Annotated in this window: 13 protein-coding genes; all 13 read left to right on the top strand. The window is 62.8% G+C overall.

Going from position 1 to position 13,437, the window contains the following annotated elements; translation table 11 throughout:
• Positions 1 to 44: 44 nt before the first annotated feature.
• The 13 genes from ACQZ6D_RS13070 (at position 45) to ACQZ6D_RS13010 (ending at position 13,404) form a co-directional block, all read left to right on the top strand.
• Positions 45 to 683 carry a phage distal tail protein, Rcc01695 family gene (locus ACQZ6D_RS13070; RefSeq protein ID WP_448729769.1) on the top strand — a complete coding sequence of 213 codons (639 nt, stop codon included), beginning with the start codon at positions 45 to 47 and terminating at the stop codon, positions 681 to 683.
• On the top strand, positions 680 to 1,564 hold the full coding sequence (locus ACQZ6D_RS13065) for a DUF2163 domain-containing protein (RefSeq protein ID WP_448729768.1): 885 nt from the start codon (positions 680 to 682) through the stop codon (positions 1,562 to 1,564). Before ACQZ6D_RS13070 ends, ACQZ6D_RS13065 begins: the two co-directional genes overlap by 4 nt.
• Entirely contained in the window at positions 1,561 to 1,995 is a 435-nt protein-coding gene (locus ACQZ6D_RS13060) for a C40 family peptidase (protein WP_145166353.1), read from the top strand. Before ACQZ6D_RS13065 ends, ACQZ6D_RS13060 begins: the two co-directional genes overlap by 4 nt.
• Positions 1,996 to 2,012: 17 nt before the next feature.
• A complete protein-coding gene (locus tag ACQZ6D_RS13055; RefSeq protein ID WP_448729767.1) occupies positions 2,013 to 5,816 on the top strand; it encodes a baseplate multidomain protein megatron in 3,804 nt (1,267 codons plus the stop codon).
• Between the two features lie 34 nt (positions 5,817 to 5,850).
• Positions 5,851 to 6,057: a hypothetical protein gene (locus tag ACQZ6D_RS13050; protein ID WP_019564069.1), complete on the top strand. Its 207-nt coding sequence runs from the start codon at positions 5,851 to 5,853 to the stop codon at positions 6,055 to 6,057.
• A gap of 139 nt (positions 6,058 to 6,196) precedes the next feature.
• Positions 6,197 to 6,451 (top strand): hypothetical protein, encoded by a 255-nt coding sequence (locus tag ACQZ6D_RS13045; protein WP_003497070.1) that lies wholly within the window; start codon positions 6,197 to 6,199, stop codon positions 6,449 to 6,451.
• 96 nt (positions 6,452 to 6,547) lie between these two features.
• Positions 6,548 to 7,219: a response regulator transcription factor gene (locus ACQZ6D_RS13040; RefSeq protein WP_003512135.1), complete on the top strand. Its 672-nt coding sequence runs from the start codon at positions 6,548 to 6,550 to the stop codon at positions 7,217 to 7,219.
• Complete coding sequence (locus ACQZ6D_RS13035; RefSeq protein ID WP_003512137.1) at positions 7,209 to 8,609, top strand: sensor histidine kinase; 1,401 nt, start codon at positions 7,209 to 7,211, stop codon at positions 8,607 to 8,609. The genes ACQZ6D_RS13040 and ACQZ6D_RS13035 overlap by 11 nt, the downstream gene beginning before the upstream one ends.
• Positions 8,610 to 8,716: 107 nt before the next feature.
• Complete coding sequence (locus ACQZ6D_RS13030; RefSeq protein ID WP_025592860.1) at positions 8,717 to 9,145, top strand: membrane protein; 429 nt, start codon at positions 8,717 to 8,719, stop codon at positions 9,143 to 9,145.
• Positions 9,146 to 9,288: 143 nt separating this feature from the next.
• Positions 9,289 to 10,443, top strand: coding sequence for a c-type cytochrome biogenesis protein CcmI (gene ccmI, locus ACQZ6D_RS13025; protein WP_019564067.1), 1,155 nt, complete (start codon positions 9,289 to 9,291; stop codon positions 10,441 to 10,443).
• Positions 10,440 to 10,952 (top strand): cytochrome c maturation protein CcmE, encoded by a 513-nt coding sequence (gene ccmE / locus ACQZ6D_RS13020; RefSeq protein WP_003512141.1) that lies wholly within the window; start codon positions 10,440 to 10,442, stop codon positions 10,950 to 10,952. The genes ccmI and ccmE overlap by 4 nt, the downstream gene beginning before the upstream one ends.
• On the top strand, positions 10,949 to 12,943 hold the full coding sequence (locus ACQZ6D_RS13015; protein ID WP_448729766.1) for a heme lyase CcmF/NrfE family subunit: 1,995 nt from the start codon (positions 10,949 to 10,951) through the stop codon (positions 12,941 to 12,943). The genes ccmE and ACQZ6D_RS13015 overlap by 4 nt, the downstream gene beginning before the upstream one ends.
• Positions 12,940 to 13,404 carry a cytochrome c-type biogenesis protein gene (locus ACQZ6D_RS13010; RefSeq protein ID WP_025592862.1) on the top strand — a complete coding sequence of 155 codons (465 nt, stop codon included), beginning with the start codon at positions 12,940 to 12,942 and terminating at the stop codon, positions 13,402 to 13,404. Before ACQZ6D_RS13015 ends, ACQZ6D_RS13010 begins: the two co-directional genes overlap by 4 nt.
• Positions 13,405 to 13,437: the final 33 nt, after the last annotated feature.

Raw genomic sequence — 13,437 nt, 5'->3', positions numbered from 1 at the left:
TTCCATCTTTCCCAGACTATCAAAACGAATCCAGGAACAACGACATGGCGGCATTTCATGAAGTGCGGTTTCCGCTGAGGCTGGCGCTTGGCGTGAGCGGCGGGCCGGTAAGGAGAACCGATATCGTCAACCTTTCCAATGGGCGGGAGAACCGCAACCAGCGTTGGAAGAATGCCAGACGCGCCTATGACGCAGGATCGGGCATTCGCTCCGTTGCCGATCTTTACGAGGTGCTGTCCTTTTTCGAGGCGCGGCGCGGTGAACTCCATGGTTTTCGGTTTCGCGACCCGGTGGATTTCAAATCATGTCCGCCGGGCCAGACACCTGCTGCAAGCGACCAGAAGATTGGCACCGGTGACGGCACGACGACGGCTTTTCAGCTGGTGAAGACTTATACCGATGCGGGCGGTTCTTTCACCCGGCGAGTGGAGAAGCCGGTCGAGGCTTCGGTCATCATCTCAGTCGATGGGGTGAAAGCCGTCTTGTCGGATTTTTCGGTCGACCATGCGACCGGTACGGTGACGTTTCGCGCCGGTAAGGCGCCGCCTGCCGGTGCCGCAATCCGGGCCGGTTTCGAATTCGACGTGCCGGTGCGATTTGCAATCGACCGCATCGACGTGAACCTCACCGCCTTCGAGGCGGGCCGCATTCCCTCCATTCCATTGATGGAAATCCTGCCATGAAGACCATTCCTGCCGCTTTGGCCCAACATCTGGCGGGCGAGGCCACGACCACCTGCCATTGCTGGAAAGTGACGCTGAAGGACGGCGAGGTCATCGGTTTTACCGACCATGACGAGACCCTTTCCTTCGCCGGTACCGCCTATCTGGCCGCAAGCGGGTTTGGTGCGAGTGACAGCGACAGCGAGGCCGGACTTGGCGCGAGTGCGGGCGAAGTGACGGGCGGCTTTTCCAGTGAGGCGATTTCCGAAAGCGATCTGGCCGCCGGACGTTTCGATGGTGCGCAGGTGGCGCTCTACCTCGTCAACTGGCAGGTGCCGGAACAGCATGTGCTGCTGAACATGCGCGAAATCGGCGAGGTGACACGGGCGGGCGGAGCGTTTCGTGCCGAGCTGCGCAGCATCGCCCATCGTCTTTCCCAGCCGCAGGGCAGGGTCTATGGGCGGCGCTGCGATGCCGCCCTTGGTGATCGGCGATGCGGCGTCGATCTCAAGCGATTTACCGGCACCGGCAGCGTTGCAGGCATGGAGGCGGCGGGCAACCTGCTGGTGACAGGGCTGGACGCTTTCGCCGATGGTTTCTTCAGCCGTGGGAAATTGCAGTTTCTGAGCGGCCAACTTGCCGGCAAGGGTTTCGATCTCGACGGCCACGAGAAACGCGATGGCGGCACGCTTCTGTCCTTTTGGCTCGCTCCGGAGCAACCGCCGCAGCCGGGTGATGTTTTTTCCGTCATCGCCGGTTGCGACAAGAGTTTTGCGACCTGCAAGGCGAAATTCGCCAATCACCTGAACTTTCGTGGCTTTCCGCATCTGCCGGGGGCGGATTTCGCCTATTCCTACGCCAGCGGCGGCCAGACCCATGACGGCAAGGCGCTGTTTCCATGAGCAGTACCTCAGAAAAAGTGCTGGCGCTCGCGCAAGGCTGGATCGGCACGCCCTACCGGCATCAGGCGTCGTTGCAAGGCGTTGGCTGCGATTGCCTCGGCCTTGTCAGGGGCATCTGGCGCTCGCTTTACGGCGAGGAACCGGAACTGCCGCCGCCCTACGCACCAGATTGGGCCGAGCGGGGCGGCGAGGACCGGCTGCTGGAGGCAGCCACACGTTATTTTTCGGCGGTGCCTGATATGGAAGAGGCGATGCCGGGCGACCTGCTGCTGTTCCGCTGGCGGGCCGATGCAGCGGCGAAACATCTCGGCATCCTCGCCGTGCCGCAGCATTTCATCCATGCCTATGAACAGGTGGCAGTGGTGCGCTCGGCGCTGGTGCCCGGCTGGAAGCGACGTATTGCCGGCGTCTTCCGTTTTCCCGAACCCTGACATTTTTCGAGGCGACCATGGCGACCATTCTCTTTCAGGCGGCGGGTGCAGCACTCGGCGGCGTTTTCGGCCCCGTGGGTGCCATCATCGGCCGCGCGGCTGGCGCGCTGGCGGGCAATGCCGTCGACCGCGCGCTCCTTTCGAACGGGCGGACGGTGTCCGGCGCCCGGCTTTCCACAGCGCGTATTCCGGGTGCGGACGAAGGCGCGGCCATCAACCGGCTTTACGGCACGGCGAGGATCGGCGGTACGCTGATCTGGGCGACGCGCTTTGAGGAAAGCGTCGAGGTGACGCGTCGTGGCGGCAAGGGCAATCGCGGCCCGAAGGTCGAGACCTTCCGCTATTTCGCCAATCTCGCCGTCGGGCTGTGCGAGGGCGAGGCGGCCATGGTGCGGCGCGTCTGGGCCGATGGGCGGGAACTGGACCTGAGCGCCATCGAGATGCGCTTTTATCCCGGCAGCGAGACGCAATTACCGGATCCGCTGATCGAGGCAAAACAGGCCGCAGGCAATGCACCCGCCTTTCGCGGGTTGGCCTATGTGGTGTTCGAACGCCTGCCGCTTGACAGCTATGGCAACCGCATTCCGCTGATGCAGTTCGAGGTGGTGCGACCGGTCGGCCGGCTGGAAAAAGCCATCCGTGCCATCACCGTCATTCCCGGTGCGACGGAACACGGTTACGCCACGGCGCAGGTTTCGGAACGCACCGGCATGGGCGAAAGTCGCATCATGAACCGCAATTGCCTGACGGCCTTGACCGACTGGCAGGCCGCGATCGACGAATTGCAGGCGCTGTGCCCCAATCTGCAAAGCGTGGCGCTGGTAGTGAGCTGGTTCGGCACCGACATGCGCGCGGGCGAATGCCGCATTCTGCCGGGTGTGGAAGTGGCAGGTCGCGACAGGGAAAGTGCGGCATGGTCCGTCGCCGGTGTTTCGCGTGGGCAAGCGCATCTCGTCAGCCATCACGGCGGCGGCCCGGCCTATGGTGGCACGCCGGATGATCAAAGCGTTGTGCAGGCGATAGCCGACCTCAAGGCGCGTGGTCTGAAGGTCTGCCTTTATCCATTCGTGATGATGGATGTGCCAGCTGGCAACGGCCTGCCGGACCCCTACGGCAAAGGCGAGCAGGGCGCCTATGGCTGGCGCGGACGCATCACCTGTTTTCCGGCGCCGGGCCTGGCAGGTTCGCCCGACCGCAGTGCAGGCACGCGCACGGAGATTTGCACCTTTTGCAACCGCACTGAGGGGTATCGCCGCATGGTGCTGCATTATGCGGTGCTGGTGGCGCAGGCGGGTGGGGTGGATGCCTTCCTGATCGGCTCGGAGCTGCGCGGGCTGACAAGCCTGCGCGACCATAACGACGCCTTTCCTTTCGTAGAGGAACTGGTGCGGCTGGCGGCGGATGTGCGCGCCGTTGTCGGGTCGGCAACGAAACTGACCTATGGCGCGGACTGGAGCGAATATTTCGGCTATCAGCCGGCGGACGGTTCCGGCGACGTGTTCTTCAATCTAGATCCGCTGTGGGCAAGCCCTGATATCGATGCCATCGGCATCGACAACTATATGCCGCTTTCCGACTGGCGCGACGAGGATGCCGCAAACGGCAATCCTGATGGTATGAGCGGCCCGGACGATGCTAACGCCTTCCGTCGTGCCATCACGGCGGGCGAGGGTTTCGACTGGTATTACGCCAGCGATGCCGACCGCGCGGCGCGGCGGCGCACGCCCATCACCGATGGTCTCAAGGGCAAGCCGTGGGTATTCCGCTACAAGGACCTGCGAAGCTGGTGGCGGAATGTCCATTTTGACCGGGTGCGCGGTGCTGAGAAATTGACGCCAACCGCATGGGTGCCGGGGTCGAAACCGATCTGGTTCACCGAGCTCGGCTGCCCGGCGGTGGACAAGAGTGCGACGCGCCCGAATGTCTTTCCCGATCCGAAATCGGCGGAAAACGCTTATCCCTATTTTTCCCGCAGAAGCCGCGCCGACAGCCAGCAGCGACGGTTTCTGGAGGCGCATCTCGACCACTGGAGGGGGAAGGGGGATGCGGCGATGGTGGATCATAACCGCGTCTATATGTGGACCTGGGATGCGCGGCCGTTCCCCGCCTTTCCGCAGAACGGCGCGGCCTGGAGCGATGGGGCCAACTGGCGTACCGGCCATTGGCTGAACGGCCGGCTTGGGACTGCCACACTTGCCGATACCATCGCCGCGATCCTGACGGACCATGGCTTTTCCGGCTTCGACGTCTCCGCCGTCAGTGGCGATCTGACGGGATATGTGCAGGGCGACGTGACCTCGGCCCGCAACCTCCTGGAGCCGCTGATGGCGGCGTTTCAGGTGGATGTGGCCGAGGACGGCGGAACCCTGCGCTTCCGCTCTCGCAATACGGCGGTTCTGCCCGTGCGTGACGCTGCCGTGCTGGCCGATCTGGACGACGAACCGCTGTGGTCGGAAAATCGCGGCCATGACAGCGATTTCGCCGCAGAGGCCGTGCTGACCTCGTTCAATCCGGCGCTGGACTACGAGCAGGCGAGCGTGCGTTCGCGCCGTATCGACAATGCCGGCAGCCGCGTCATGCGGCTCGACCTTAACGCGGCACTCCCGGCGGAAATAGCGGAAGTCGCGGCTGAGGCCCTGTTGCGTGACAACAGGCAGGCGCAGCGCACGCTGCGTTTTGCGTTGCCGCCCGCAGATATCGCTCTGGAACCCGGCGATTGCATCCGTCTCCCGCAGAATGTGTTTTCGGAGGTTCCGGCAGGGAGGTTCCTGGTCAGCCGGATTGAGGACGGTACTGTACGGCAGGTGGAGGCGCGCGCCTTTTCCGCCGCATCCGCTGCTTTTTCGGGCGCTGTGGATGAGCGTCGTGTTGGCGTGGCAAAGGGCGCGGAAGGTTTTGCCCCGGAGGTGCTGTTTCTCGACCTGCCGCGCCATGACGGCACAGCGTCTGAAAATTCGGCGCAGATTGCCGTTTTTGCACGGCCATGGCGGCCAATCGTCGTTTCGTCCTCCGCCGGCACGGAGGGCTACCGGCAGCGCGCCGTGCTTGACCGGCCCGCGATGATCGGCACGTTGGCCATGCCGCTGACATCAGGCCCCTCCGGCCGTTTCGACCGGCAAAACACCATCCTGATCGATCTGCCATCCGGCGAGCTTTCCTCGGCCACGGAGCTTTCGGTGCTGAACGGCGAGAACCGCATGGCGGTGAGGGCCGCAAACGGTGTTTGGGAGATCATCGCTTTCGCGCGCGCAGAGGAAATTGCGCCCGCGCGCTGGCGGCTTTCCGCTTTGTTGCGTGGGCTTGGCGGCACGGAAGATGCGTTGGCCATTGGCGCGCCGGTGGGCGCCCCTGTTGTGGTGCTGGACGCGGCGGTGCAGCCGCTCGGTCTTGCCGCGACCGAACGCGGACGGCGGCTGAACTGGATCGTCGAGGCTGCGGGAATGGCGGGCGCCCCCGCCGGTCCTTTTGTCTTCGAGGGTGGCTTGCGGGCTGAAACGCCGCTCGCGCCGGTGCATCTTGCGGCCGAGCGACGCAGGGACGGCATTTTGCTGCGCTGGGTGCGCCGAGGCCGGATGGAGGCCGATGGCTGGGACGCGAGCGAGATACCGCTGGAAGAGCCGTTCGAGCGTTACCGCGTGGAGGTGCTGGATCGCGAGGCCGTTCGACGCACGGCAGAGGTCTCCGAACCCTTCTGGCTGTACCCCAAAGCGGGCGAACTCACAGATTTCCCGACCTTGCGGGATCACATTTCCGTGCGTGTCCGTCAGCTCGGCCGCGCGGTGCCTCTGGGAGTGGCGGCGCACGCCGTTCTCCCACTCTGACAACCACCTGAAAAACAACGCAAAGGACGAGATTATGGATAGTACCAAGGCATGGTATCAATCGCGCACTATCTGGGGCGCCCTGGTTGCGGTTTTCGCACCGCTTTTCAGCGTCGCTGGTCTTGATCTTCCCGCCGGCCTGCACGGCGAGCTGGCGGAGGGACTGGTGACCGTTGCGGGCGGAATTGGCGGCCTCGTCGCACTTTACGGCCGCCTTTCGGCAACCCGTGCCATCCGCTGACGCCAGTAGCGCCCATACCGTCCCCGCCGTGCGTCGTGGCGTCGGGGGCGGCATTCATTTGCCATTCAGACGCTTTGCGCTACATATTCGGTCACAATACGGTTCGAGACGCAGCCGATTTTTTTGGAAGATTTGTGCAATGGCATCACCTCTCATCATCGCGACGCTTGCAGCCGGGCTTTCCGGTTTCACGGCGCCCGAGGCTGATTTGCAGGGCCATTACATTCTGGCTGCAAGCGATTGCGGCGCGGCCGTTGCCCGCGTGGTGCGCGAAACCGGTGGCCAGCTTCTTTCGGTCTATCCCTCCGGTGACGGTCAGTCCTGTGTAGTTACCGTTCTCGTCCAGGGTAATGGCGAGCGCCCGCGCAAGGTAACGATGCGCGTGCCGATGTAGCCTTGCCCGCATCGCCGAAATATCGGAAAACAATCCGACACAGTTAGCATGACCGGCGACGCGCGCGCGGGCCGGGACGTAAGGAAAGGGCGGATAATGCGTATTCTCGTGGTTGAGGACGATGCCAATCTCAATCGTCAGCTGACCGACGCGCTGAAAGAAGCCGGTTATGTTGTCGATCAGGCATTTGACGGCGAGGAAGGCCATTATCTCGGCGATACCGAACCCTATGACGCGATCGTTCTCGATATCGGCCTGCCGCAGATGGACGGCATCACCGTCGTCGAGAAATGGCGCGCGGCGGGCAAGGCCATGCCGGTCCTCATTCTCACCGCCCGTGACCGCTGGAGCGACAAGGTGGCGGGCATCGATGCCGGTGCCGACGATTACGTGACCAAGCCCTTCCATGTGGAAGAAGTTCTTGCCCGCGTGCGTGCGCTCATCCGCCGCGCCGCTGGCCACGCTTCCTCCGAACTCGTCTGCGGACCGGTCAAACTCGATACCAAATCCTCCAAGGCAACGGTCAACGGCGTGACGCTGAAGCTCACCTCGCATGAGTTCCGCCTGCTTTCCTATCTCATGCATCACATGGGCGAGGTCGTCTCGCGCACGGAGCTGGTCGAACATATGTACGATCAGGATTTCGACAGGGATTCCAACACGATCGAGGTGTTTGTCGGACGTTTGCGCAAGAAGCTCGGGGTTGATCTGATCGAGACCATCCGTGGCCTCGGTTACCGGATGCAAGCGCCGGCAGATGCGAAGTAGCTCTCTTACCGCCCGCGTTCTTCTTCTCGCCTCCGCCTGGTCGGCGCTGGCGCTGGTGGTCATTGCCGTCGTGATCTCGACGCTCTACCGGCAGGGCGTGGAGCGCAGCTTCACCGATCTTCTGCGGGCGCAGCTTTATAACGTCATTAATTCCGTGACGATTTCGAACGAGAATACGCTGGCCGGCAGCCCGCAGCTCGGCGATCTCCGGTTCTCGCAGCCCGATACCGGCTGGTACTGGGTGGTGGAGCCGCTCGGCAATTTCCAGACGGCACCGCTGGTCTCCTCTTCGCTCGGCGTCGCGTCCTTGCCGGTGCCGAGCATTATCGATGCTCCCTTCGATAACAGATACGAGCGTTTTTATGCCGTGACCGACGAGGCGGGCAACAAGGTGCGGGTGGCGGAAACGGAAGTCGTGCTGGATGGTGAGGGCCGCGCGGCGCGTTTCCGCGTTTCCGGCAACCTCAACGTCGTTGAAGACGATGTGCGCAATTTCTCCAACAGCCTTTATCTGGCGCTCGCCGTCTTCGGTGTCGGCAGTCTGGTCGTCAATGGCCTTGCGATTCTCTACAGTCTGCGGCCGCTCGATCAGGCCCGTCTGGCGCTCGGAAAGATCAGGGGCGGGGAGGCGGAAAGCCTCGAAGGCGAATTCCCGCGCGAAATCCAGCCATTGGCGAACGAAGTCAATGCGCTGATCGACAGCAACCGGCGCATCGTCGAGCGCGCCCGCATGCAGGTCGGCAATCTCGCACATTCGCTGAAAACGCCGATTGCCGTGCTGCTGAACGAGGCCCGCACGCTGGAGCCGCAGCATGGCGATCTGGTGCGCGCGCAGGCTGACGCCATGCAGGCGCAGGTGCAGTCTTATCTTTCGCGCGCCCGCATTGCCGCCCAGCGCGGCTCGATTCTTGCCCGTGTGGAAGCGGAGCCGGCGCTGGAACGGCTGGTGCGCGTCATGCGCCGCCTCAACCCCGACAAGCAGTTCGAGCTGAATTTCGAGCATCCGGGGGCGGTGCTGGGCATGGAACAGCAGGATCTGGAGGAGATCGTCGGCAATCTTCTCGAGAATGCCGCGCGTTTTGCACAGACCAAAGTCGTCGTCACGCTTGCGACCGGCACTCACCCGTCCTCCGACCCCGAAATGGGCCGGCGCTCATGGGTGGAGTTGATCGTGGAGGATGACGGGCCGGGGCTGGAGCCCGGGCAGATAAGCGAAGCGATGAAGCGCGGCAGGCGGCTGGACGAAAGCCGTCCTGGCACCGGCCTCGGATTGTCGATCGTTTCCGAAGTGGTGTCTGAGTACCATGGCCACTTTTCCCTCTCGCGCAGCGGGATAGGTGGCCTGAAAGCCGATCTGATTTTGCCTGGCCTCTCGAAAGAGCTTGCGTGAGGCAAGAAAAAAGGCAAGAAATTCAATGCCGATATATAACGCGCGGTGCGGTAAGGAAAAGAGGACAGGGTTTGATTGACGTGTATGATGGCTGCCGCTCCGTGACGATGCGTTCGCTGGTGTCACGCCCGGCACTTCTCTCGATCCTGTGCGTATCGATGCTGAGCGCCTGCACCACCACGGGCACCCGCTCGGCCGGTGGCAGCCTGTTCGGCGGTTCGGCACAACCTTCAACACCGTTCCTTGCCAACATGCAGGGCGGCATTGTCGGACGAAGCGGTCTGCAGCTCGAAAAGGGCGACCGCACCAAAGCGCTGGAGGCCGAATATCGCGCACTGGAAACCGCCCCGGTCGGTACGCCGGTGACATGGACCGGCGACGATGCCAGCGGCCAGGTGGTTGCCAATGCGCCCTATCAGGTGGGCAACCAGAATTGCCGGCAATATTCCCACACGCTGACTGTCGATGAAAAGGAAACCCGGGTTCGCGGTGCGGCCTGTCGCAATGCCGATGGCAGCTGGTCTCCTTTGACGTAAATCAAGGTCATGGACCTTTCCGAGTGACAGGAAGGGCTATAGCGGTGCACCTGGACGCCGGGCGGTGCGGCGTGATGTCTCAAATTCGCGTCATCTCCGCGCTTCATGTTTCCATGTGCCGTGCATTCGAGTAATTGAGCCTTATGTTCTGGATTGTCGTTGCGATATTGACGGCGGCTGTCGCCATCGTCCTGATGTACCCGCTGATGCGGAAGACCGAGGTGTCGCAGACGCGCCGCGACGGCGAGGTTGCAGTCTATCGCGACCAGCTTGCCGAACTGGACCGCGAGCGTGCCGCTGGCCTGATCGGCGAGACGGAGGCGGAATATGCCCGCGCCGAAATCGGCCGCCGGCTGCTTGCCGCAGCCGATACCCGTCAAGACGCTGAAAGCAGCGCCCGGCCGCTGCGGCACAATCTCGCCGTAACCCTGATTACCGTTTTGCTGCCTGCACTTGGCCTCTGTCTTTACATCTGGAAGGGAAGTCCGGAAGTGCCGGACATGCCGCTCGAGGCACGTCTGGAGCAACCCGGTAACGACATGAACCTTCTGGTCGCCCGTGCCGAGCGGCACCTAGCCGAAAACCCCGACGACGGTGCAGGCTGGGATATCCTGGCGCCGATCTATTTCAAGACGATGCGGCTTGGCGATGCCGAGCTTGCCTATCGCAACGCGCTTCGTCTGCAAGGGCCGAGCACAGAACGGCTGACGGGACTTGGCGAAACACTGGTGGCGAGCAATGACGGCATCGTCATCGAGGCTGCGCGTGAGGCCTTTGCCGAAGCCGAGCGGCTGAAACCCGGCAATCCACGCGCCCGCTTTTATCTGGCGCTGTCGCTGGAGCAGGCGGGCAAGGCGCAGGAGGCACGTGCGGCCTTTGCAGCACTGGCGGCGGATGCACCAGCCGGTGCGCCATGGTTGCCGCTGGTGCGGGAACATATCGCCAGAACCGGCGGCGAGGCAGCGCCCGGCCCGACCGCAGGCGACGTGGCGGCAGCGAAAGACATGACGCCCGCCGACCGGCAGGCGATGATCGAGGGCATGGTGGCGAGCCTCGACGCCAAGCTCAAGGAAAATCCCGGTGATTTCGAAGGCTGGATGCGCCTCGTGCGCGCCTACTCCGTCTTGAACAATGCAGCGAAGGCGGGCGAGGCACTGAGAGCCGGTTTGCAGGTTTTCCCGCCTGAGGGCGAAGAGGGTAAGCAGCTACTGGCGCTGGCGAAGGAATTGGGAGTTTCCGCCGGACCCGTTCGCATGGACGGGCAAGGGCGCGCGATGCCGCAGGGAGTGACGCAATGACCCGCAAACAGAAACGGCTCGCAATCATCGGCGGCGGCATGAGCTTCATCGTCGCGGCCGTGCTGCTCGTCATGTTCGCCTTCGGCCAGTCCATAGCCTATTTCTACATGCCGGCCGATCTGGAGAAGACGCCGGTCAATCCTGGCACCCGCATCCGCCTTGGTGGGCTGGTGGCGGAAGGCTCCGTCAAGCGCGGGGAGGGCCGCACGGTGAGCTTCACAGTGACTGACGGTGAAGCAAACGTGCCCGTCAGCTATACCGGCATTCTGCCCGATCTTTTCCGCGAGGGGCAGGGCGTGGTGACGGAAGGCGTTTTCGATGCCGCGACCCATGGCTTTGTTGCCGACAGCGTTCTGGCCAAGCATGACGAAAACTACATGCCGAAGGAAGTGGCCGACCGGCTGAAAGACAAGGGCCTGTGGCAGAACACCGGAGAGGGCGGGCAACCTTCCGGCGCAGCGCCTTCTCCTGCGGGGGCTTCAGCCGACAAGACCGGAGCGATAAAATGATCAATGAGATCGGCCACTACGTTCTGGTTCTGGCACTCGCCGTGGGGCTGATCGTCTCGACGCTGCCGGTGATCGGCGCGCGCCGCAACGACCGGGCGCTGATGGATATTGCCTCGCTCGGCTCCGTCGTGATGTTCCTGCTCGTGGCCTTGTCCTTTGCGGCGCTGACGCGGGCCTATGCGGTCTCGGATTTCTCCGTGCGCAACGTCTGGGAAAACTCCCATTCGCTGATGCCGATGCTCTACAAGTTGACCGGCGTCTGGGGCAACCATGAGGGCTCCATGCTGTTGTGGCTGCTGATCCTGGTGTTTTTCAGCGCGCTCGTTGCCGTCTTCGGTCGCAACCTGCCGGAAACGCTGAAAGCCAATGTGCTGTCCGTGCAGGCCTGGATTTCCGTCGCGTTCCTGCTGTTCATCCTGCTCACCTCCAATCCGTTCATGCGTCTGGAGCGGGTGCCGGCCGAAGGGCAGGACCTGAACCCTGTCCTTCAGGACTTCGGCCTCGCCATACATCCGCCGCTGCTTTATCTCGGTTATGTCGGCTTTTCCGTCTGTTTCTCCTTCGCCGTCGCTGCACTTCTGGAGGGCCGGATCGATGCGGCCTGGGCGCGCTGGGTAAGGCCGTGGACGCTCGCCGCATGGACCTTCCTGACGGCAGGTATCTCCATGGGATCTTACTGGGCCTATTACGAACTCGGCTGGGGCGGCTGGTGGTTCTGGGATCCGGTTGAAAACGCCTCCTTCATGCCATGGCTTGCGGGCACCGCACTGCTGCATTCGGCACTCGTCATGGAAAAGCGCGAAGCGCTGAAAATCTGGACCGTGCTTCTGGCGATCATGACCTTTTCGCTGTCGCTGCTCGGCACCTTCCTCGTGCGCTCCGGCGTCTTGACCTCCGTGCACGCCTTCGCCACCGATCCGAGCCGCGGCATCTTCATTCTCGGCATCCTTACCGTTTTCATCGGCGGAGCTTTCGCGCTGTTCGCATGGCGGGCGCCCTCGCTGAAGGTGGGTGGATTGTTCGCGCCGATCTCACGCGAAGGGGCGCTGGTCCTCAACAATCTGATCCTGACGGTCTCGACCGCAACAGTACTGATCGGCACGCTCTATCCGCTCATTCTCGAAACGCTGACAGGCGAAAAAATCTCGGTCGGCGCGCCGTTCTTCAACCTCACCTTTGGCCTCCTGATGATCCCGGTCCTGATCGTCACGCCCTTCGGGCCGATGCTCGCCTGGAAGCGCGGCGATCTTCTCGGCGCTTTCCAGCGGCTTTATGTGGCGGCCGCCATTGCAGCCCTTGCCGGGCTGACGCTCTGGTACGTGGAGAACGGCGGCCCGGTGCTCGCCGCACTTGGCATCGCAGCCGGTTTCTGGCTGATCTTCGGGGCGCTTGCCGATCTCTGGTATCGGGCCAATTTCGGCAAACTGGCCTTCGGCATCGCTTTTCGACGCCTCAAGGGCCTGCCGCGTTCGGCCTTCGGCGCCGCACTTGCCCATATGGGGCTTGGCATCACCGTGCTCGGCATCGTCACCGTCACCACCTTCGAGACCGAAACCGTTCTTGAAATGAAGCAGGGCATGGAGGCGAAGGCGGGCGGCTACAGTCTCACCTTCGATGGCATCCGCCATGCCGTCGGCCCTAATTTTACCGAGGATCGCGGCCATTTCACCATACGCAAGGCGGGTGTGGAAGTGGCCGACGTCTGGTCCTCCAAGCGGCTCTACACCGCACGGCGAATGCCGACCACGGAAGCGGGCATTTTGACGTTCGGCCTCAGCCAGCTCTACGTCTCGCTCGGTGACCCGATGGCGGATGGCGGCATGGTAGTGCGCATCTGGTGGAAACCCTTCATCCTGTGCATCTGGGGCGGCACGCTGTTCATGATGGCCGGCGGTTTGATATCGCTCTCCGACAGACGGTTGAGGGTGGGCGCACCGAGCCGCAAGGCGAAGCCGGCAAAAACGGCCGCGATGCCGGAGGCGGCGGAATGAGGGAGGTTGTGGCGGGGCTCACGCTCCTTCTCGTTCTCATGTTTACGTCATGGCCGGCCTTCGCCTTCAACCCGGACGAGGTGCTGAAAGACCCCGCACTGGAACAGCGCGCCCGCAATCTAACGTCTCAACTGCGCTGCATGGTCTGTCAGAACCAGTCGATCGATGACAGCAATGCCGAACTGGCACGGGACCTGCGCGTTCTGGTGCGGGACAGGCTGGTGGCAGGCGATAGCGATCAGGCTGTAGTCGACTACGTCGTGTCTCGTTATGGCGAATTCGTGCTGCTGAAACCGCGTTTCAGCCTGCGCACCGCACTTTTGTGGGGCGCGCCCATCGTTCTGGCGCTTGCGGGAATATTCGCCATCCTCGTTTTTTCGCGTCGGCGCGCCACCCAGGAGCGGCCGGAAAAACTGAGCGCGGACGAAGAAGAGAGAATTCGTAATCTCATTGAAAAATAACCGATTTTCATATCCGTCCTCGGTTCTTTTTCA

It is taken from the genome of Agrobacterium sp. 22-3639C2, from assembly GCF_053522105.1.
This window is presented reverse-complemented; position numbering and strand designations above follow the sequence as displayed.